Source organism: Desulfobulbus sp. (assembly GCF_031547805.1).
Taxonomy (GTDB): domain Bacteria; phylum Desulfobacterota; class Desulfobulbia; order Desulfobulbales; family Desulfobulbaceae; genus Desulfobulbus.
In genome coordinates this window covers 1-20,758 of sequence record NZ_JAVBRQ010000011.1, presented here as the reverse complement: position 1 = coordinate 20,758, position 20,758 = coordinate 1, and the positions used below count along the sequence as shown (strand labels likewise).

At 57.8% G+C, this 20,758-nt stretch carries 14 protein-coding genes; 3 read left to right on the top strand and 11 right to left on the bottom strand.

All coding sequences use genetic code 11. The annotated features are described in order from the left end of the window. Nucleotides 1–299 precede the first annotated feature (299 nt). From RMR13_RS04045 to RMR13_RS04030, 4 genes are all read right to left on the bottom strand, one after another. The gene (locus tag RMR13_RS04045) at nucleotides 300–2,939 is read right to left on the bottom strand and encodes a response regulator (protein WP_310599360.1); all 2,640 of its coding nucleotides are present in this window, start codon (nucleotides 2,937–2,939) and stop codon (nucleotides 300–302) included. Between the two features lie 879 nt (nucleotides 2,940–3,818). After that, nucleotides 3,819–5,906: an MtrB/PioB family outer membrane beta-barrel protein gene (locus tag RMR13_RS04040; protein ID WP_310599359.1), complete on the bottom strand. Its 2,088-nt coding sequence runs from the start codon at nucleotides 5,904–5,906 to the stop codon at nucleotides 3,819–3,821. A gap of 11 nt (nucleotides 5,907–5,917) precedes the next feature. Beyond that, complete coding sequence (locus RMR13_RS04035; protein ID WP_310599358.1) at nucleotides 5,918–6,844, bottom strand: DmsE family decaheme c-type cytochrome; 927 nt, start codon at nucleotides 6,842–6,844, stop codon at nucleotides 5,918–5,920. Nucleotides 6,845–6,897: 53 nt separating this feature from the next. Then, a complete protein-coding gene (locus RMR13_RS04030) occupies nucleotides 6,898–7,740 on the bottom strand; it encodes a formylglycine-generating enzyme family protein (protein ID WP_310599357.1) in 843 nt (280 codons plus the stop codon). A gap of 169 nt (nucleotides 7,741–7,909) precedes the next feature. On the opposite strand from RMR13_RS04030, the gene RMR13_RS04025 reads away from it, so the two are divergent. Together RMR13_RS04025 and RMR13_RS04020 are read left to right on the top strand one after the other, a co-directional pair. Next, on the top strand, nucleotides 7,910–8,086 hold the full coding sequence (locus tag RMR13_RS04025) for a hypothetical protein (protein WP_310599356.1): 177 nt from the start codon (nucleotides 7,910–7,912) through the stop codon (nucleotides 8,084–8,086). Between the two features lie 361 nt (nucleotides 8,087–8,447). Continuing rightward, on the top strand, nucleotides 8,448–11,408 hold the full coding sequence (locus RMR13_RS04020) for an HD domain-containing phosphohydrolase (RefSeq protein WP_310599355.1): 2,961 nt from the start codon (nucleotides 8,448–8,450) through the stop codon (nucleotides 11,406–11,408). A gap of 41 nt (nucleotides 11,409–11,449) precedes the next feature. Here the strand turns inward: RMR13_RS04020 and RMR13_RS04015 are convergent, their stop codons facing one another. From RMR13_RS04015 to RMR13_RS03990, 6 genes are all read right to left on the bottom strand, one after another. Beyond that, the gene (locus tag RMR13_RS04015) at nucleotides 11,450–12,232 is read right to left on the bottom strand and encodes an endonuclease/exonuclease/phosphatase family protein (protein ID WP_310599354.1); all 783 of its coding nucleotides are present in this window, start codon (nucleotides 12,230–12,232) and stop codon (nucleotides 11,450–11,452) included. 35 nt (nucleotides 12,233–12,267) lie between these two features. Further along, on the bottom strand, nucleotides 12,268–13,437 hold the full coding sequence (locus RMR13_RS04010; RefSeq protein ID WP_310599353.1) for a glycoside hydrolase family 5 protein: 1,170 nt from the start codon (nucleotides 13,435–13,437) through the stop codon (nucleotides 12,268–12,270). Nucleotides 13,438–13,463: 26 nt separating this feature from the next. Continuing rightward, on the bottom strand, nucleotides 13,464–15,149 hold the full coding sequence (locus RMR13_RS04005; RefSeq protein ID WP_310599352.1) for an SbmA/BacA-like family transporter: 1,686 nt from the start codon (nucleotides 15,147–15,149) through the stop codon (nucleotides 13,464–13,466). A gap of 121 nt (nucleotides 15,150–15,270) precedes the next feature. After that, entirely contained in the window at nucleotides 15,271–16,584 is a 1,314-nt protein-coding gene (locus RMR13_RS04000; protein ID WP_310599351.1) for a family 1 glycosylhydrolase, read from the bottom strand. A gap of 200 nt (nucleotides 16,585–16,784) precedes the next feature. Further along, nucleotides 16,785–17,462 (bottom strand): methyltransferase domain-containing protein, encoded by a 678-nt coding sequence (locus RMR13_RS03995; protein ID WP_310599350.1) that lies wholly within the window; start codon nucleotides 17,460–17,462, stop codon nucleotides 16,785–16,787. Between the two features lie 31 nt (nucleotides 17,463–17,493). Further along, the gene (locus RMR13_RS03990) at nucleotides 17,494–18,288 is read right to left on the bottom strand and encodes a hypothetical protein (protein ID WP_310599349.1); all 795 of its coding nucleotides are present in this window, start codon (nucleotides 18,286–18,288) and stop codon (nucleotides 17,494–17,496) included. Nucleotides 18,289–18,773: 485 nt separating this feature from the next. Between RMR13_RS03990 and RMR13_RS03985 the strand changes: the two genes are divergently transcribed. Continuing rightward, a complete protein-coding gene (locus RMR13_RS03985) occupies nucleotides 18,774–19,697 on the top strand; it encodes a transporter (protein WP_310599348.1) in 924 nt (307 codons plus the stop codon). 92 nt (nucleotides 19,698–19,789) lie between these two features. On the opposite strand, the gene RMR13_RS03980 is transcribed toward RMR13_RS03985, so the two are convergent. Beyond that, entirely contained in the window at nucleotides 19,790–20,314 is a 525-nt protein-coding gene (locus RMR13_RS03980) for an outer membrane beta-barrel protein (RefSeq protein ID WP_310599347.1), read from the bottom strand. Nucleotides 20,315–20,758: the final 444 nt, after the last annotated feature.

Genomic DNA, 20,758 nt, shown 5'->3' with positions numbered 1-20,758 from the left:
CTCAGGAAGTTGAGGGAAAAGTTGCTGCTTCTTTTTGCCGACTGGCTTTTTGCTCTCTGGCATTGCTCCGATGGCCAGAAAACCGGTGACAAATTCTTTGCTCCGACAATATGAAAAATGGCTTTTTCAAGGACGACTAGCCACCCGCGCGGTCACGGGTTCAAGTTTCCCCCTTGGCCACGGATACGGCCAAGGGGGTTTTGGCGGACCCACCGTCAGCGTCCCCTCGCTTCCCCTCTCCCTTTCTCTTTCCCTGGCAAAAGCTTTGCGCATGCGGCCGCACAAAGTCGGCGGCTCTTTTATTCCGCAGGGGCGGGAGCCGGGGCAAGATGTTTGGTCAGCTTCTCGATCAGCAGATCGAAATCGATCGGTTTTCCGATATGATCGTTCATGCCGGATTCGAGGCAGGCGTCCACGTCTTCCTTAAAGGCATTGGCTGTCATGGCGACAATGGGAATCGTCTTGGCTCTCGGCACATCCAGCGCGCGTATTTTCCTGGTCGCCTCCAGGCCGTCCATCACCGGCATTTGCATATCCATGAGGATCAAATCATATCGATCTGGACGTGTCATGAATACATGAACGCCTTCTTCCCCATTTTTGGCAAAATCCATGGCGATTTCGGTTTCCTCCAGGAGAGCTTGCACGATTTCCCGGTTCAATTCCATATCTTCAACCAAAAGGACACTGTTCCTCTTGAAAATTCCCTGCAGCGAACGCTGTTCATCCTGCTCGACATGTTCATGTTTTTCATCGGAATGAACCATACTGTCCATTATTTCAATAATGGCCGAACTCACCAACGGCTTTTGAATGAATTTATCCACTCCAGACTGTGTCGATTCATTTTCGATTGTATTCCATCTTGAAACAGGAACCATGATGACACTCAGGCTACTTGGCGAAATTTTCTTCATCTCGTGGATCATTTTCATTCCATCGAGATTTTGCACTAAATAATTGGCAAAGATGACATGATACGGTGCCGACGATGCTGCATTGCGAATACTATCGAGAGCTGCACTCCCATTGGCGAACAAGTCGCACCTTGCCCCCAATCGTGTCATGAGGCGGTCAAAATAATCCCGTATCTCCTGCGAGTCATCCACGACAACCACTCGGATATCCGTGCAAACCAAAGGTGAATGATATGGATGCCAACTTGGTTGGCTCGGGTGCTGCAAGGGCATGGTGAAAAAGAACCGGCTTCCTTTGCCCAATCCGCTGTGAACTCCAATTCTTCCCCCCATCATTTCCACAATTTTTTTGGAAATAGCCAGTCCGAGACCTGTCCCGCCAAAGCGTCGGCCTATACTCCCATCGACTTGCTCAAAAGCATGGAAAAGCTTTTTGATGTGGTCTGGATGTATTCCTATGCCGGTGTCTGCGACTTCAACGTATATAATGCTTTCTTGTGCATTAATACGACTTTTGAGCTTGATATCGAGATGAATGGCGCCTTTTTCCGGCGTGAACTTGACCGCGTTCGACAACAGATTTGTTATCACCTGCGACAGCCTCAACTCGTCGCCAACAAGATCGTTCGGAATGGCCGGATCGATATCCACCACGAAATCGATATTTTTTTCTTCAGCCTTTATAGAGATAACATTTATTATTTCTTCAATTTTGTCATTCAGCCTAAATTTATCGCTATTTATCTCAATCTTTCCCGATTCAATTTTCGACATATCAAGAATATCGTTAATCAAAGCCAGCAAATGCTTGGAAGATGAATTTATTCTTCCCAAGCAATATTGCATTTTATTGCTATCCTTGCTGTCTATCCCGATTCTGGCCATACCAATTATTGCATTCAGTGGAGTCCTCATCTCGTGACTCATCCTGGACAAAAAATCTCCCTTGGCCTTACTTGCCTCCATCGCATGATCGAGTGCATTGTGTATGTCAGTGATATCCCTAAAAATAGCAACCTTGCTAAAGACATCCCCATATTCATCCTTTTCAATATCAAGGGACATGTCATATATTTTTTCTTCACCAGACACATTCAGCGTTATTATTTTGCTAGCAAAGCCATTTGAAAATAAATCACTGTCGATCGACTTATTGTTACCTTTCAAAATATCGTAAATTTTTCCACCATGTGAGTATTTTGAAATTTTTTTAAACAAATTAACACTTGAATTGTTCGCAAGAATAACATCATCGTTGCTATCGAGAAAAAATATTGGAATCTCCATCGATTTAAATATTACATCAGATGCACTTCCTGCAGTAATATTCAACGACTTATTCTTCTTCATTATAAAATATAACTGCACCGAAACAATCAAAATCGCTACAGTTGTAATTGGCGGAAACTGAAAATTCGTAAATGTTGGAAAAAAGAAATCACATGCCAGCCCAGGAGGAGCAACTATCGCGGTAAGAATCGTAAAACGGATAGCCTGTTTTTTATTACGCTTATAATCCGCCCCAAACATCCATAAAATCTGTATCGTTAAAAACAACAAAACAACCAACGTGCTGTAAATAAATGAAATTTTAAAAATTAAACTATCTTTATATAAAAATTGATTTCCATATTCAGTTTTAACAAAATACACTTCATTCGAAGTAATACATAATACATAGATTACAAAAGTAATAATATACAACGAACTTAATAAATTTTTATTATTTAATAATTTTGACCTAGTTAGATATAACAAAAAATGAAGCCATGTTACAAAAAAGAAACAGCTACCAGCATAACCTATTGCCCAAAAGGTAAACATATAATTATGCGTAGTCGATGTTGTCATAATCCCATACGACGCGCTCCATACAGAAAGACAGGAAGCGGATACCATATACGCTTGCCTGATCCTCGAATTTACATCTTGCTTAAATGCGGTAATCGCTAGAGTCAAATAAGACTGACTCGTCAAAATCAATATAAACAATATAATAGATTGCAAGCTACCCTGTTCCATTCTATCTTTTTATCATCTATTTATATTTTCAATATGAAAACATATTTACACATAACTCATTATTAACAAACACAAATTTAAATGTGCAATTGGTCAATTCCGATTATTCACGAATGGAACAACAAGCAATATTGTCGATCTTGTCCCGAACTGTCTTTGCCATAAAAATTGTGAAGAAAGGTTGATTGCAGGATGGTGGTTGAAAAAAATCGATTCAATTTCTATTGATCGCAAGTGGGACGATCGGGCGCGATGATTAGGCTTTGCCGGGTTGCAAGCACGGCGTTTCTGCCGGAACAATGGGGACGGCAAGTGCATCAAATGCATACCTCGGTACAAACGCATCCGGTGTTCGGGGATGAAGACGCAATGGTCCAGAGTTGGATCTCTTCGGCTTGTATGACCTTTTCCACAAAACATTCTACCATCGAGAAGCTCTCCGGGCTCTCTTTCGTCCGGCTTGTGCGGATGACAGCACTCCTCAGAATAACATTGAGTATAGCAACCAATGGAAAAAAATAATAGATAGGTGTATTTGCTTACTTTTACTCACTGGCAGCCCTCATGCACTGGCGCATGAAAATGCCGCTTTCCCGGCCGGCGCCCGGGTGTTCGAACCGATCCCATTCGCGCCGGCCTTTCCAGGCATAGGAGAAATTGAGTACCGATACGTTCAGCCGGCTTCCGCTTGAACGGTACTTTGCTGAAATTTCCTGAAATTTGTCATCTTCGAGGTCATCAGCAACACAAAAGGCCCCCAACGGCATGCGCCGGGGGCCTTTTGTGCTTGATGGAGCGGGGAAATCCGGTGCGATCGTGTTTCACCGGCCGCCGGAACTGCCGGGTAGCAGCAAGAATTGCCGCGCTATCTTTTTCCGATCAGAATCTATACGCCAAAATTACATATCCGACATTGGCGTTGTAGTTCTGGTCATAGTACACACCACTGTAATAATCGCTATTATTGAGAATATATTTGTAATTCTCATAGGCGATATCGCTGAAATTGAACTTCTCGTACAGATACCCCACGGTCATGGACCAGTGGGCATCGAAAGCATAAATGGCCTTGGCTTCCAGGGTCTTCTTGGTGTAATCGTCCGAATCGCTGATGTTGACCAAATCCGTGTTGGTGTAACTGTTGTTATATTTGACGCTTCCGTCTGATTTCTGATATTGCCAGGAAATCCTGAACGAGAGTTTGTCGATCACCTCGGGCAGATCGAGCGTTATCCCATAGGTCCAGAAATTGTCGTCGACAAACTGGCCATAGAGTGGGGTGGCATTGGTCTCCAGGTTGGTGATCCGGTTGGCATCGGTCTCGGTGTACTCAAAACCGACATAGGTATTGAGCGAAGCCTTCTTGAAGGGCCGCCAGGTCATGTCGAGATACACATTCTTCCGTTCATCGCTGGTGCGGGACTCGCGACTGTAGTCATAATCGTTTTTCTGGTAGGTGAAGTCCACCCCGAAATCCAGCCGGTCAAACGGCGAGAACTCGAGCCCCAGCTTGATTTCGTCCATGCTCTTGTTGGCGGCATCGAACCGGATCACACCCTGGTTCAGGTAGGGATCGTAGACGCCGGTGTAGTCCGAATTCCGTTCGAGATGCTTGTACTTGACGGTGGTGGTCAGCCAGCCCAGCCAACTGTTTTTCAGCTTGGCAAAAAAGGTGTCGTTGGTCGTGGAGGCGGGATTGTCGTAGCGGTAGTAGGTGTCGGGAAGATCGACATAGGCGGGCAGCGGGGTGGAACGGTCGATGTTTTCATAGTCGTAGCCGAGGCTGAATTTCGTCCGGTAGGGCAGCCGGTATCCCAGCTCGGCGCCGGCGGTGTTCTTGTCGTAGCTGAGTAGTTCCCGGGCGTTGTTCCCCGAGCCCGTGTTGTAGAAAATGTGGGTCGAATGGTTTTCCCGTTCCAGAAAACGGTAGTAGATCCGGGTGTCCAAGCGCGGCAGCGGCTCGGAGACCAGGGCGGCGGAGAAGGAGGTGTAGTCGATGTCCCCGTCGAATTGGGTGCGGTTGAGTCTGTAGAAATCCGTTCCCATGGTGTAGGGGTTGACATTGATCTCGTTGGCCGAGATGCTGTTGGACAAATTGGTGTAGCTGGCATTCATCGCCAGGGCCGACTTGAGCGGCAGCCCCCGCCAACTGAAATCCGCGGCCAGCTTGCCCATGTCGTTGTCCGGGTCGGTGACCGCGCTCTGGACGATGTTGGCCGGATTGTTGCCGTCCGGACTGGGATCGTCCCACAACAAGTACTTGTTGTCGTTGGTGAACGAGCTGAGATAGCCGGTGACCGAAGCAGTGATGTTTTTGCCGAGATAGCCGGCCTGCATGTTGAGGTTGTCGGTCACGTACGAGATCGGCAGGGGCACCTCGATGTTCTCGCGGACGCTGAACGGCCGTTTCCCGTCCTGCTCGCGCCGCTCGACCCCGAAGTTGACGAAATAGGGTTCGGCCAGAGCCACCTCCACCTGGCCGCCGTATTTCTTGTGCTGCACCGAGTAATCGAAAGTCGACCAGGTCGCGGTGCTGGTCTCGAACGAATTGGGGGGCGTGGCGGTGGGATCGGCGGGCACCATCAGGTGGTTGGTGCCGAGTCCCCGATAGAAGGAAAGGGCATTGTAGGAATAATTGTGCGGCATTTCGTCAAAGTACAGGTTGTACTTGAACGAGCCGTACCTGCCGCCGTGGACATCGACGCTCTGGTCGTCGCGGCCGGGGTTGGCGGCATCCATCTGCAGGAAAGAGGAATCCTTGAGGGCATCGAACTGCAGGGTCCCGAAGAGACCGTCGTCCATATCCCGGTATTCCTCGAATTTGGCGCTGTTGCGGCCGTCGACATCCGCCCCCATCAGGCCGAGCTCGATACTCCCCCGATATTCGAACGCCTCACCTTCGGCCAGGACCGGGACGGGAACGACAAACGACAAAACCGACAAAGCGGTGGACATTTTTTTTATCATGGCTCGCCTCCTTATCTGCTGAAAGAGCGTCTGAAATTCGCCGAGCCGTGCATGCTGTGGTGACACTCGACACAGGCCCGGGCCACAAAACGATTGCTCTCCTTGGCCCCGCCGAAACCCGACCTGTTGTCATAGGCCGCGCCGTGATGGGAGCTGTCGTCGTGGCAATCCTGGCAGATCACGTGAATCCTGTCCGCAAACAGGTTCTCGTGGCGGCTGCCGTGGGGGGTATGGCAGATCAAGCAGTTCTCGTCCGCCGGAGGATGAACCCAGACAAAGGGACCGCGTTTGTCGGCATGGCAGGTATAACAGAGCAGATTGGGGGTTTCCGCCTTGATCATTCCCTTGGACATGGCGCCATGGACATCGTGGCAGTCGCTGCACTTGACCTTGCCTTCCAGGATCGGATGCCGGGATTGCTTGCTGATTTGCGCCTTGATGTCGCGGTGGCAGCGGAAGCAGACCGTGAGTTGGTCGACCGGAGCGCGCTGCTGCTTGTGAATGGCATGGCAGGCGGTGCACGCCACATCGTTTTTCTTGTGTTGTCCCATGTCCCAATAGGTCATGCGGGCCGTGGTGGCATGGCATTTGAGACAGACTCCGCTGATTTCCTCGGCCGTGTGCCCGGCCTGTTTTTCAAAGGCGAAAATGTCGACCCCGCGGCCGCCGCCCTTTTCCACATGGGACGCGCCCGGTCCATGGCAGGTTTCGCAGGCATCCTGCGATTGAGGTCCCTTGACGTATTTCTGGAAATGGACCGATCGGGCATAGCTTTCGTATTGCGTTTCGTGACAATCCTTGCAGGTGATCGCCCCGATGAAGCCCTTTTTGGCGTCGGCGGCTTCGGTGGCATCGGTGGCGTCACCGGTCGACGGGCTGGAGCCGAGCAGGAGCAGGCCGAGCGGCAGGAGCAGTACGGCAAAACAGGTTTTCTTCATTGTTCCTCCTGGATGTGATGGGGGATGAACGGCGGTTTTCCGCACCGCTCGCCTCAGGGCCCGGATACGACCAGGCGGAAGCCGAGGGCATGATGGCCGAAATCGGGAGAAAGCCCGACCCGGTGCGAGCTGCGGACCCCCAGGGGGCCGTTGCTCCAACCGCCGCCGCGCATGACGCGGTATTCACCCGCCCCGCGGTACACTGGATTGTCCTTCGGCAGCTTGGCATAGGCCTCGCTGTTGTAGACATCCTCGCACCACTCCCAGACATTGCCCAGCATGTCGTTGAGCCCGTAGCCATTGGCCGCGAAACTGCCGACCGGGGCGGAAACCGCATAGCCGTCGTCGCAGGCGAAGGTCGTCCATTTGGCCCATTGCTTCTTGGCCGTCAGGTCCGCGACATTGGCATACTTGCAGGCCTCGTCGGGATTGTTGCCCCAGAAGCGGCTCTGGTTCGAACCGGCCCGGGCGGCGTATTCCCACTCCGCCTCGGTCGGCAGACGGTAGGTCCGGCCGGTCCGGAGCGAGAGCCACTTGGCATAGGCAACGGCGTCGTCCCAGGACACGTTGACCGCCGGTTGCTTGTCGTCGTTTAAGGTGCCGCCCTGGGCATTGCCGCTGGCATGCTGCGGCTTGAATTTTCGGTATTGGCCGTTGGTGACTTCAAAGCGGCCGATGGCAAAATCCGGCACGCACACTTCATGCACGGGCCGCTCGTTCGGCTCGCCATCGCCGACCGAATCGCCCATCTGGAAGCAGCCGCCCTTGACCGGGACCAACACCATCCCGGCCGCCGCGTCGTCGGCGGGGGATTCGGCCGAAGCCGCGTGGGCCACCTGGGCGGCCAGTACGAGGGGAAGGGAAAAGAAGAATAGGCCGAACCTCCTGAAAACCATCCTGCACCTCCTCTGTTCGATTGGACCACGCGGTTACCGAAACGCAGAGACAACGTGGCCGGGATGTCGGCAAAGCGCCGACCTGCACCTGTCGCGTTCTTTTCCGACGTCGGGCGCAAACAACCGCGCCAATCGGCGCCGGACAACAAGATCCGGAGATTATGGGAGTATGGAGCAACAGCCGGTCTCGCTGGTCAACCAGCCGGGACCGTTATTTTTTTCAGAAAAGAAGAAACATGTCGTCGCCAGGCGCATCCGGCACGGTTACGACATGTTGCATGGACCGCCAAAATCGGCGCGACGGCACCGAGGAGCGGAAGGCTTCCTGCCTATCCGCCTGCCCTGACGGAGGCAGGAATTGGCTTTATTCGTTTGCTGCTGAATCGATTGCGGCGAAGAAGGGAACAGCGTGGCAGGCGCTACTTAATGGCGCCCTCCACCATCTCCTAACACAAAAACCACAAAATCGGCAGGTACGCAATATTTTTTATACGAAACGAGGTGGGTGGGATAAACTGCATTCGGAGTCATGCCGTATCGCTGCGGCCGATCTCGGCCGACAGCGGCGCCGAAACGCCGTCCGAGCCCATTACAATTAATCATACTATCTAATAAAAAATACCATTTTTGACTCCAGGGTAAAATGTGGCCTGAAGACTGCCCGCACCCAAGAGGATCGGGAACAAAAACCAACATGGAGGCAAAGGATGCCTGACCAGGCGAACAATCTCCCTCGCCGCCTTCTCGGCCTGCAAAGCTACTTTGGTCTGTTCTGCGCCGTCGTGCTCCTGATGGCCGGGACCTGCATGGCCGGCATCGGCTATCACGTGGTCAACAGGACCATCAGTGCCACCGTGGAACAAAAAGCAGATGCTATCGGGCGCAGCGTCAAACGGGTGCTCATCAACAACATCTCCCAGCCTTCACGGAATTTCGTGGCAGCCTTCAGCCATGGACCCGTTCCCCAAACCCGCTCACCCGAAGAACGAACGCAATACCTCCCCCTGCTCCAGGCGGCTCTGCAGGCCTATCACCTCTTTGCCGAACTTTTCGTGGGCTACGACAACGGCGATTTTTTCCTGGTCAAACTGTTAAAAAACGAAAGGGACCGCCTCCATTTCAAGGCGCCTCCGGGGAGCGCCCTGCTGGTCCGCGAGGTCCGGACCGACAGGGCACCATCCGCGAGCGAATATTTTTTTTACGACGCCCGGTTGCAACTTCTGGAAAAGAGAACCGATTTCTTGGGCCAAGGCTACGATCCCCGGTCGAGAAACTGGTACCAGGAGGCCATGCGCACCACGGGCCCGATCGAAACCAACGCCACCTTCCTGGCCGATCGCCACGCGGTGGGCATTCAAGTTGTTCAGAAAAGCCTCAACGGCCGCGCGGTGGCCGGATTGGCTTTGCACGTGGATCAACTCTCTTCCCTATTGGCAAGCGAACTCCCCACGCCAAGCTCGCACCTGGTCTTGTTTCGCCCGGACGCCACCCTCCTGGCCTCCTTCCAGGGCATGCTCCTTGACGAGAGTGGCCATCCGCAACTACGTGCCGTAGAAGATCTTTCCCCGGTTATCCGGCGGGGTTTGAAAAAATACCAGCAGGGATTGCGGACCAGCAGCTTGAGAATCGAAAACGGCGCAAGCAGCACCGGCCTGATGGTCACGGAAGACCAGCGAGAATGGCTCTTGATCATGGAGGAGGTGGAAATTTCGAACCGACCGGACGATTTCATGGTGTTGGCCATCCCGCGCGACGAAATGTGGGCTGCCGAGCATGTCTTCTGGCATTACACCCTGCTCGGCATGTTCGGCGTCGTGCTGTTGGTGGCCCCGGTCGCCTGGCTGGCCGGACAATATATCAGCCAGCCCTTGCGGATCATGACTGCCCGCACCCACCGTTTCTACGAAAAACCGGGCGACCTCGCTTCGGGATATCCCCATTCGTACCTGTCGGAAGTATCCTTGCTGACCGATGGTCTGCAGGCCATGCGGGAACATCAGCAAAAATTTCTCGATCTCCTTGGCATGGTTGGCCACGAACGCGACCTTCAGGTCCAGCTGCAGCGCATCCTCAAGGAAATCATCGCAATGGTCGATCCGGAAGGCGTTATTTTGGTTATTAGCGGCAACAAGAACGGTTTGGATGAAAAGATTCTCTTTTGCTGGGATGACGGCGAGGTGGTGGAGCTGCCGATGGCCTCAATCAATCATCTTTCTCGACGGACGTACGCGACCTGTCGGGCCATAGACGGCAATTGCATCGTTCGAGACCGTATCAAGCCCCACGATCCCCGCGCACGACTGCCAGGGCCCGCACCTGGTTTCAACGATCCTTCCGTGCTCTGTTTACGCATTCTTTGTCTGCCTTTACGCGATCGAATGGGTGAATCGCTGGGAGGAATAACTTTTCTGAAACGCGATCGCGATGGTTCCGGAGGCTTCTCACCGGAGGAGACTGCTTTCCTGGAAACGCTGGTGGGGGGCGCGGCGGTTGTTCTTGAGACCCAGGCTCTCATCAAGGACCAATTCGACCTGCGGGATGCCTTCATCCGGATTCTGGCCGGGGCCATCGACACCAAGTCGCCTCATACCGGCAGCCATTGCGCCCGGGTGCCGATCATTTTCCACATGCTGCTGGAAGCCGCCGACCAAAGCGAGGAGGGGCCGCTCAAAGATTTCCGTCTGGACGATGCAATGCTTGAAGAGGCTCGATTGGCGGCCTGGCTGCACGACTGCGGCAAGATCACCACGCCGGAGTATGTGATGGACAAGGCCACCAAGCTGGAAACTCTGTACGACCGCCTGCACGAAATCCGCACCCGCTTCGAAGTGCTGAAGCGCGACGCCGAAATAGCCAGCCTGCGCGCCAGGTTGGAGGGGGCGGAAGCTCAAGAGGAACAGCGCAAGCTGGAAGGGATTTGGCGGGAAATCGACGACGATTTTGCCTTCGTGGCCTCCTGCAATCTCGGCGACGGAGACCTCGGTGACGAAGATCTGGCGCGCCTGGCGGCCATCGCCCGCCGCACCTGGGTGCGTACCCTGGACAAGCGGTTGGGAGTCTCGCGCGATGAGCGGATCCGCATGGAACAGGCCGGGGTACCGGCTCCCCCGGCCCAGGAATTTTTGCTGATGGACAATCGTGAGCACATTATTGCCAGAGGGCCACAAGACCGCATTTCCCCGGACAATCCATGGGGCTTCAAACTCAAGGTGCCCGAGGCCCTGTACAACCGGGGCGAACTGTATAACCTGGGTATCCGCCGGGGCACCTTGACCGAGGAGGAACGCTACAAAATCAACGATCACATCACCCAAACCATCATCATGCTGCAATCCCTGCCCCTGCCGAAACATCTCCAGCGGATACCGGAGATCGCCGGATCGCACCATGAGACCATGGACGGCCGGGGATACCCGCGCGGGCTGAAACGCGAGGAGATGAGTTGGGCCGCGCGAATGATGGCCATCGCCGATATATTCGAGGCCCTAACCGCCTGGGACCGTCCGTATAAAAACAGCAAGTCCCTGCGCGAGACGCTCGACATCATGGACGGATTCAAGCAGTGCCATCACATCGATCCGGACCTGTACGATCTGTTCCTCAAGGCCAATATTCCGCAGCGCTACGCAGCGGAATACCTGAGGCCGGAGCAGAACGACATGCACTAGCAAAGCCCTTCCCCGGCCCTCTGGCGCGCACCAAGGCGCGCCTAATCGCGCCAGTCGAGCACGGCCGTGACGGGGTAATGGTCCGAGGGGAAGAGACGGCCTTCGCGGCTGCGGTCGATCTGCGCCTCCATCACCCGGAAATGGTCGGAGATCAGAATCCAGTCGATGGAAGTCCGCTCCTCTTCCTGGCCATAGGCATGGTAGGTGACCTCATCCTGGCCGGGCGGCGGATGCGCCAGCCGGAAGGCGTCGTTCAGGCCATGGTCGCCGGTCAGCAGCCGATAGGGTTCGCTGTCCTTGTCGGCGTTGAAGTCGCCGGTCACAATCAGCGGCATCCCGGACTCAATCCGGTCGAGCCAATGCCGCAGACAGCGGGCATGGTTGACCACGGCCTCGGGCTCGTAGTCGAGATGGGTGTTGACATAGGTCAGCTCCCGGCCGGTGGTCCGGCAGGCGAGCCGAGCCCAGCTCACGGTGCGGGCGTAGGCACTGTCCCAGCTCATGCTGCCCGGCACTTCCGGGGTTTCGCTCAGCCAGAAGCAGCCGGAGTCCAGCAGGGTGAACGCCGCCGGACGAAACAGCAGAGGCGCCATTTCCAGGGCCGTGTCGCCGGGTCCCTGCCGATGGACGCCGTAAAAATGAAGGTCCGGCAAGCCCTGGCGGACAAAGGCGGCCTGTTCGTCATCGCGGCACTCCTGAAGCCCGAGCAGGTCGGGGCCAAAGGCCCGAATGCGGGCGAGCGCGAGATGCTTGCGGTGGTGCCAGTGGTTTTCTCCGTCGGGCGCCAGGCCGTAGCGGATGTTGAAGCTCATTACCCTGATCACGATCGTCTCGCCTCCGGTTCACGAAGTTTGCTTTGCTATTTGGCCCGCGCCAACATGGTGCGGACGCCCACCGTCTGTTCCGCCCGGCCCAGGTCCGGAATGATGCCTTGGTCGACGCAGTCGCGGTAGCTCCACTCCGGGGTGGTCTCGGTGCGATAGGTCCAGAAAAACCAGCCGGCGCATTGCTCGAAGGCCAGGAGCTGGGCCGCGGCGAAACCGCGCAGGGCGGTCGCCATCTGGAATTCGTCCATGGATTCCAGGGCGTGGTTGAAGGGCCCCTCCGCCCAGAGCGACACCACCTTCATGTCCAGCCCCAGGCTCCATTCGCCGCAATAGACCTGATACCCCGATTCGCGGACGATGGTCGCCGCCTCTTCGCGCAACTCGCCGGCGCTCATGCGGATGTGGCCGAAGATGTCCAGGTCGAGATCGCTGCGCACAAAGCACTGGTAGCGATGGATGTCGATGGCCACGTTCCGGAATTCCGGTTCTTGGAGGAAGCCGGCATACTCGCGGAAATCGCGGAAACCGTCGTGGAACACCACGGTCGTCCGCTCGGCCGGGCAATGGCGGCGGATGCGGCGATAGGCCTCGGCGGTGAAACGTTTGAGCAACTCGGTGGGGATGTCCCAACTCGGTTCGTTGAGGGCCTGGATGCCGTGCAGCGCCGGATGGCTGCCGTAGCGCTGCGCCAGCCTTTCCAGTACGTCCAGCGAATGCTCGATGTACTCCTCCTTGGTGTGCCACTCGCACACCCCCAGGATGCCGCCGTTGTCAAAGCCGTTCTGGCAGCCCGGCGCGGCATGAAGATCCAGCAGCACCCGCAGGCCGCACTCCTCGGCCCACCGGAAGACCCGGTCGACGATCGCAACCCCTCCCTCGACAAAAGGATGGCGTGCCTCGCCGTACGCGCGGTGATAGGGATAGTCCTTGCCGAACAGCCAGTGGCCGATGGGCAGCCGCACCGCGTTGACGCCCGCCCGGGCCAGCCAGGCAAAGTCGTCGCGGGTGATGAAGGTGTCCCAGTGGCGATGCAGGCGCCGCGTGGCCTCGGCCTCGCCCAGCTCGGCGCAATAGGAGGTCTCGTCGGTGGCCTCGAGCCCCGCGAACAGGCTGGGAGTGATCCACTTCTCCAGTACCAGCCAGCCGCCGAGATTGACCCCGCGCAGTTTGCCGCCGTATTCGTTCACCGTTGCACTTGTCATGGAACCTCCTGTTTTCAATATTGTTTCTACAAAGCCAGACGTCGAGTGTAAAAGGCGGTGCCATTGGCCGAGTGGGAAATCGCCAGCAGGGTGGCCTCGGGCAGCTGTTCGCAGATCAAGCGCAACATCCGCTTCTCGTCCTCGGGCTCCAGGGCATCGAAGGACTCCTGGAGAAAAACCCACTGGGGCCGGTTGAGCAGCAGGCGCACCATGCCCAAGAGCTGTTGTTCCTCCGGGGTGAGGAAATTGGACCAATGCTCCCGCTGGTCGAGCTGTTCGATCAGGCGCTCAAGTCCCACCAGGCGCAGGGCCTGCTCGATCTGCTCCTGGGTGTAGATCCGGCGTGAGGAGGGATAGCCGATGGCGTGGCGCAGGGTGCCGGTGGGCAGGTAGGGCCGGGCCGGCATGAAGAACAGCCGACCCTGGCTGGGCAGTTCGATGATGCCGCTGCCCCAGGGCCGTATCCCGGCGATGGCGCGGAACAGCCGGGCGCCGGTGACGGCGCTGCCGGTGAGCAGGACATGCTCGCCCTTGCCGATTTCCATGGAGATTTCCGGCGTCAGCGTTGTGCCCTGGTATTTGCCGATCCTGACCTGGCGGAAGGCGAGCACCGGCCGGTCCGAGCAGACCAATTGGATGCGATGCTCGGTTTGGGCCACCTCCCGGTCCACATGCTCAAGCGACTGCAACAGGCTCAGGATGCGCTCCACCGAGGCGCGCCACTCGGCGATCCCGCCCAGGTTGTTGGCCGGCCAGGACAGGGCCGAGGTCATGTGCTGGAAGGCCTGGGCGGATTGCATCAAGGAACCCAGGGTGATTTTGCCCATGATGTAGCGGGGAGCGGAGATCAGGATCGGAAAAGCCATGGAAAACGTGGCGTAGCCGGTGCCGAACATCGTTATGTTCCGCCAGGCCGCGGTCTGGGCGTTCCAGACCTCCTGGATCTTGAGGAACAGGGAACGGAATTGTTTCCGTTCGCAGTCCTCGGCGTGGATCAGGGCGATGGCCTGGCTGTTCTCCTGGGCCTCCAGCAGACTGGCGCGAAAGTTGGCCTCCGCCGACTGGCGGGCATTGGTGGCGCCGGTCAGGGGCCGGCCCAGCAACCAACCGAACCAGGAGGCCAGCGCCGAGTAGACGATCGCGATCCAGACCAAATGTCCGTAAACGGGAATTTGGGCAAAGCCCAGATCGAGCGTCACCACGCCCGAGCGGGACCAGAGCACATCGGTGAAGCCGACCAGCAGCAGGATGCTGTACAGCAGCGAATGGCCGAGGATGACCGCCGATTCGGTGGTCACCCGGCAATCCTCGGCAATGCGGCCGTCCGGGTTGTCGTGTTCGCCCGGCAAGGGGGTGATCAAATAATGGCGGCCCGCATCCATCCAGCGGGAAAACACATACTCGGTCAGCCAGCCGCGCCAGGAGACCTGCAGGTTCCGCTTGATGACCAGGTGGGTGCCGGTCAACGCCATCTCGGCGACAAACAGGAGGGCCAGCAAGCCGACCTGGACCAGCAGGGCCCGCATGGAGTGCTGCTCCAAGGCGTTGAACAGGGCGGCGCTCCATTGGGTCATCAACACCGCCATGATCATTTGCAAGACGGTGAGAAACGCCAGGAAAACGATCAGGCCCCGGACCTTCAGCTTGTGCTCGGAGCACCAGTACAGTTTGGCCAGTCGCAGGAATTCAATGAAGAAATTGTTCGTGCTCATTGTGTTGACTCATGGGTTGGAACATGTTGCGGGCATGGCCGCGAAGGGGCAACGGCGTGGCCGCCGGCAGCTCTTGCCGCGGTCCGGGCCGATGGGACAGGGACACGGACAAGCACCACGGTCAGGCAACGGGGCCGGGCAAGGTGGGCAGGGCGTCCAGATAGCGCCGCACCGTCTCGCCGCCAAAGCCGTTGTCCCGGATGATTTCCCGATAGAACAGGGCGCTGGTCTTGGGGCTGCGCCGGAAGGTCTGGAAATCCACGGCCACCAGGCCGAAACGGGGGATGAAGGTGGTCCACTCGTAATTGTCCATCAGCGACCAGTAAAAATAGCCGCGCACATCCACCCCGCGCTCCAGGGCCTCGTGCAGGGCGGAGAGATGCAGCGCCAGGTAGACGATGCGAAAACGGTCGTCGTCGGCGCAGCAGCCGTTCTCGGTGATGTACACCGGGTAGTCGCGCAACCGCTCCAGATTGGCGGTCAGCCCTTCGGGATACATCTCCTCCAGGTAAAACCGTATCGGAATCATTTGCAGCAGCTTGTGGGCAAAGCGGGGGCCGTCCAGACCGGCCAGGCGGGCGTCGACCATGTGGCGGGTGTAGTAGTTGACCGACCAGAAATCCAGGCTGCCCTTGACTTCGGGATCATACTCGGCGTCCACCCCGGGATAGACCAACTCACCGGTGCGCAGGGCATGGAAAAAGAACTCGTTGGTGGTGAAATCGGCAAAATCGGTCATGCGCCGGTCCAGGTCGTCGTGGAACCGGCGGGGAAACCAGTGGATAAAGGCATGGGCGCTGCTCACCGGAGCCGACGAATACCGCTTGATCAGGTGGTAGCCCAGGGCGTGCGTCCGCAGCATGTTGAATTTCAGCGGCGCGACGGTCGGGCCGGCGGTCAGTCCGCCCCACTGGTTGAACTCGTTGATCACGTTCCAGCCGCTGACCATGGGGCTGATTTGGGGCAGCAGAAAGGTGAGATAGCGCTCGAAAAAGCGGCGGTTGTCGGCCTTGCCGAAGCCGCCCAGCCGTTCGAACCAGAGCGGATGGGTGAAGTGGTGCAGGGTGACGAAGACCTGGATGCCCTTCCGCACCAGCCGTTCCAGCAGGTCGAGGTAGTGCGCCAGGGCCCGGTGGTCCCAACGCCCTTCCACCGGCTCGATCCGGCTCCATTCGATGGACATGCGGTAGGCTCGGTGCCCGAGCGAGGCGATCAGCTCCACATCGTCCCGGTACAGCCGAAAATGGTCGCAGGCCTTGCCGGAAGGGGCGCGGGTCGCGCGCTCGGGATCGTCCCGGTAAAACTCCGGCTGCTGCTCGTTGTGCCACGCCTGGGAATGGATGTTGTCTCCCTCGATCTGATGTCCGGCGGTGGCGCTGCCCCAGACGAAACCCTCGGGGAAGCGGATGGCGGGCAGACTGAAGACGTCGTACATAACACGATTCCGGATGAGGTTCTAGGCGGGCAGGGATTGACGGCGCGGGGCAGCGGCAAAAGTCCCGGCCGGCCGGCTGCCATCGGACCTTCCCCCCTGCCTGGCGGCATCGGGCGCCAGGCCAGTTCCTATAAGAAAACAGGTGGCAAGTCAATATCTTCTTACCTGCCAAACAAACCAAGGCGCCACCGGCGGCGGACTTACTCCTTGTCCCAGCAAACCGCGACCAAGGCGCCGGTGTCCAGCCCCTGTTCGCGGCCGCGCCGTTCGATTTCCGGGATGGCCTCCAGGGGATCGTTCTTGCCGAAGTGGATGGCGGTCGCGGTCTCGATGCGGACTGCGGGCGCGATGGCCCGCATGGCCGCCGGCGAACGGAAATGGATGGTGGCAAAGAGATCGTGGCCGGCCGCGCCCTTCCGCCGCCGCTGTTCGGCCCAGGGTCCGAGACTGTTGAGGGTGGTCACCACCACCCGGCCACCCGGCCGGACGACCCGGTCCAACTCGGCCATTGCCTTGCCGCCGTCGGCGACAAAATCGATGGCGGTCATGGAAAAAACCCTGTCGAAGCTGCCGTCGGCAAAGGGCAAGGCGCACATGTCGGCGCCAAGGGCGGCAAAACCGCCGTTTCCCAGGCGGCCGACCGCCCCGGCCAACATGGGGATCGACAGATCGATGCCGGTCACCAGGGCGCCCTTGGTCAGGACATCGACGGTGAAAATGCCGGTGCCGCAGCCGGCGTCGAGCAGGTGCTCGCCGGGCCGGGGATCGAGGAGCGCAAGCAGCAGGTCGGTCTCGTAGCGCTTGACCAGCCGGCCGACCGGGGTGGCGAACCAACTGTCGTAGCGGTCGGTCCAGGTGTCGAAGAGAGCGGGTTGCATAGGCAAGGCGGCGAGAGAAGGTGAGCCGAGGTCAGGCCAGGAGTTCGCGATAGGGATCAAGGGGCGGAAAGCAGGATTCGATATCGACCCGCGCCAGCTCGGCCGCAGCCAGGGCGCGCCAGGATGCCTCCCGGTCGGCCGGCGGCGTGCCGCCTTCGGTTCCCCGGATGGCGCGCGCCACGGCATCGTCCATGCCCGCCCGTCCGGCTTCGGCCAGGAACAGCGCCCGCAGGGACGGAAAATGGAAATCCTCGGCAAACAGGTGCCGCTGTTCAGGCGGCAATCGTTCCGCCGTGGCCTTGATCCATTGGACGAAGGCCCTGGAAAAGGGTAGGCCGGCGTGCTCCCGAAGGGCTTTGTATTCCGAGAAAACCCGTTCTTGCGGCTGGGCTTGCCGTCGCGTTTCGACCCATTCGGGCAGCCCCAGCCGCACCAGCAGAGGATGGAGTGGAATGGAGCGGGCCGCGATGCCGGGGCGTCCTGGTCCGGGGGAGGTGGCCTTGATCAGGAAAAAATAGGTGCCGTCAAACGGGCGGATATCGTCCGGGGTGAGGAAAAAGATCTCGTCCCGTCGCGCGCCGGAACAGGCGGAGATCAGGGGCGCCCAGTAATGGGAGGGCGCGCCGGGTTGCTGGAAGGCCTCGAAATTCGAACGCTCGAACAACACAGCCAGGGCGTTGCGGGTAAAAGGCGGCGATGCTTGCTGCAATACGGCCATGGTCAAGCGGCCGCGAAACGCGGCCCGGAAATCGTGTTTTTCGACCGTCCCAAAGGCGGTCGTCGATTGGCCGGTCGGTTGTCGGTCGGCGGCCCGTCGGATGAGCATACCCGCTTTGGCCGCCCAGGTGCAAGAGCCTGTTTTTCGCGGCTGCCGATATCCCGGCCATGCCAGCCGCAACGGCCGCGAAAATATTTCCCGACCAGGCGATATTCACCTATCATCAAAGGAAAAAGCGCGATACAATCCTTCCAAATCCTCCACCTGTCGGGAGAACAGGTCAGCCGCGAACCAATGTTTTTTTGCCTCGCGGTTCGGAGCGCATCGGCGGTGCCCCCCGCCAATAAGCCCGTATCGGGCAGGGGAAAAAACGACTTTTCAGAAGATCGGCAATAAACGCCGCCGACCTTGGCCAGGACATCGCCGATGGGCGGTCAGGCAACGCACCCGGCAGGCATGCGGCGGCGATTTTGCCCCGAGCGGAGCCCACCGGGACTTGTGCGCCATCGAAACGATTATCGCGCGTTTGTCCGGGCGGCATGTGCCCCGTTCAGACGGCAACCCCAACCCTTATACCCCACAAGGAGTCGATCATGCCACGCCATGCCACGCACAGTTCCAAACTCGCCCTGTGCTGCCTGTTGGGATCCGTCCTGCTGCCCGCCGGAGCGCCAGCCGCCCCGACTGCCGCAATTCCGGGCCCGGAAAACACCACGGCAGTGGAGGCCGTCAGCAACGAGCACGCCAAGCTCAACACCGCCGATGCCTCTCCGCTCGACCCCGGCCACTACGAGCTGGAACCTTCCTTTGCCTACACTCATTCCGAGCGATCCTGGGACGGGGGCGGCCATGCCCATGGCCGGGGGCTTTTCCGGGAACAGCGCCTGGCCTTGTCCTTCCTCGCCGGCCTGGTCGAAGACGTGGATTTGAACATCAAGGGCGGCTACAGTTGGCTGAAAGACAACGACAACGATTTCGACCCCAACGACGGCATGGCCGGTCCTTCACGGGGAGCCGATTTTACCGACCTGGATATTAAAGGGCGCTACCGCTTCTACAACAATCCGCAGCGCCACCTGGCATTCGCCTACATCGCCGGGGTGACCCTTCCCACCGGCAGCGATTCGGACCGCGACGACATCGGCACCAGCCAGGAATACTGGAGCTTCAACCAAACCCTGGCCTTGACCAAGGACTGGGGGCGATGGACGGCCAACGGCGATATCGGCTACGCCTTGCCCATCGGCAACAAACGCGCCAACGCCAGGGGCACCCTCAACACCGACCTGGCGGTGGGTTATCAGGTTTTCCACTGGCTGCAGCCCGAGGTCGAGTTGAACTACAGCCACGATTACCTGGAAGGCGAAGACGACGCCCAGACGTTGGCCGTGACCGCCGGCCTCCTCATGCCGTACAACGCAACCTGGCGGGTGAACATCGGCGTGCAGCAGGGCATTTGGGGGGAAAATGCCGACAAGGCCACCAAGATACTGACCGCGGTCAAATTCGCTTTCTAGCGCACCTGGGGCCGCTTTATCGACCGAACAGGGCCGAGGTCCCTCCCCTGTGGCATGGGAAGCCCCGGCCTTGTTCTAAAAATTCGTCATTTCTAGAAGTATATCCTTATCCCCACATTACCGCTCAGGCCGCCGACATCGATATCGCTGCCCCGGCTGCCGTCCAATTTTTGAAAGCGATAGACCCCTTCCCCGAACAGCCTGAGAAAGGAGATCGGAGCCCATTCGAGGCCGGCGCCGAGATAGGCGCCGAAGCTTGAATCGACATCGCTGCGGTCGGCGTCGGCATAGATGAAGGAAACCCCGGCCAGGCCATAGGGATCCAGGTCGGAACGGGGCATCAGGTGCAGTTGCAGGCCGAGATCGAAGGGCACCATGGTGACTTCATCGTCGTGGGCCAGGGAGCTCTTGTCGAGAAAATACATCCGTCCGTCCAGGATGAGGTGCTCGGAGATCAGGGGCATGCCGACTCCGAGGCCGAAGCCGCCCTTCCCTTCGAGATCGCCATTGCCCCAATAGCTGGCGAATCCGTACAGATCGATAGCCCGCGCCGGCGCAACGGCCCCTGCGAGCATCCATGCCGCTGCGAGCAGCATCCCGGTCACTGTCCTTTTCATTGTCCAACTCCTTGTTCGCTTCCTCTGCATTCCCCGCGGCCGCGGCATGGCGGCAGCCGGAGGCGGATCGTTCCAAAACGGTTGAACTATACCGCAGAGTTGGCTGATGTTCCAGCGAAATGCTTCCCGGCTCTTTTTTCGCAACCAGAGTGTGCCGTTGGTTGCCGTACCTCCTTACCGTCGCCCGACCATGTCGAGCCTGTCCGGGACAGTGTCGGGGTCGAAAAATCCCCGCTCGTTTGCCGGCCGGCCTGGAACCGGCGAAAAAAGACGCATCTTGGGATGAAATGGTTATTTTTTTTCTGATTACCACTGAACTTCAGCCGGCATTTTTTTTGGTGGTATGACGCTATTTGTCATACCAGCTATGGCATAGTGCTCCCAACCTTCACCTCAAAAGGAGCACGGCATGGCCAAAAATACCATTCAGTTCCAAAAAGGAAT

Bases quoted from the DNA above. Each gene is read 5' to 3' on its own strand.
- RMR13_RS03980 (WP_310599347.1), bottom strand. From the start codon at position 20,314: ATGAAAAGGACAGTGACCGGGATGCTGCTCGCAGCGGCATGGATGCTC.
- RMR13_RS04005 (WP_310599352.1), bottom strand. From the start codon at position 15,149: ATGAGCACGAACAATTTCTTCATTGAATTCCTGCGACTGGCCAAACTG.
- RMR13_RS04000 (WP_310599351.1), bottom strand. From the start codon at position 16,584: ATGTACGACGTCTTCAGTCTGCCCGCCATCCGCTTCCCCGAGGGTTTC.
- RMR13_RS03985 (WP_310599348.1), top strand. From the start codon at position 18,774: ATGCCACGCCATGCCACGCACAGTTCCAAACTCGCCCTGTGCTGCCTG.
- RMR13_RS04040 (WP_310599359.1), bottom strand. From the start codon at position 5,906: ATGATAAAAAAAATGTCCACCGCTTTGTCGGTTTTGTCGTTTGTCGTT.
- RMR13_RS04020 (WP_310599355.1), top strand. From the start codon at position 8,448: ATGCCTGACCAGGCGAACAATCTCCCTCGCCGCCTTCTCGGCCTGCAA.
- RMR13_RS04045 (WP_310599360.1), bottom strand. From the start codon at position 2,939: ATGGAACAGGGTAGCTTGCAATCTATTATATTGTTTATATTGATTTTG.
- RMR13_RS04025 (WP_310599356.1), top strand. From the start codon at position 7,910: ATGGAGCAACAGCCGGTCTCGCTGGTCAACCAGCCGGGACCGTTATTT.
- RMR13_RS04030 (WP_310599357.1), bottom strand. From the start codon at position 7,740: ATGGTTTTCAGGAGGTTCGGCCTATTCTTCTTTTCCCTTCCCCTCGTA.
- RMR13_RS03995 (WP_310599350.1), bottom strand. From the start codon at position 17,462: ATGCAACCCGCTCTCTTCGACACCTGGACCGACCGCTACGACAGTTGG.
- RMR13_RS04010 (WP_310599353.1), bottom strand. From the start codon at position 13,437: ATGACAAGTGCAACGGTGAACGAATACGGCGGCAAACTGCGCGGGGTC.
- RMR13_RS03990 (WP_310599349.1), bottom strand. From the start codon at position 18,288: ATGCTCATCCGACGGGCCGCCGACCGACAACCGACCGGCCAATCGACG.
- RMR13_RS04035 (WP_310599358.1), bottom strand. From the start codon at position 6,844: ATGAAGAAAACCTGTTTTGCCGTACTGCTCCTGCCGCTCGGCCTGCTC.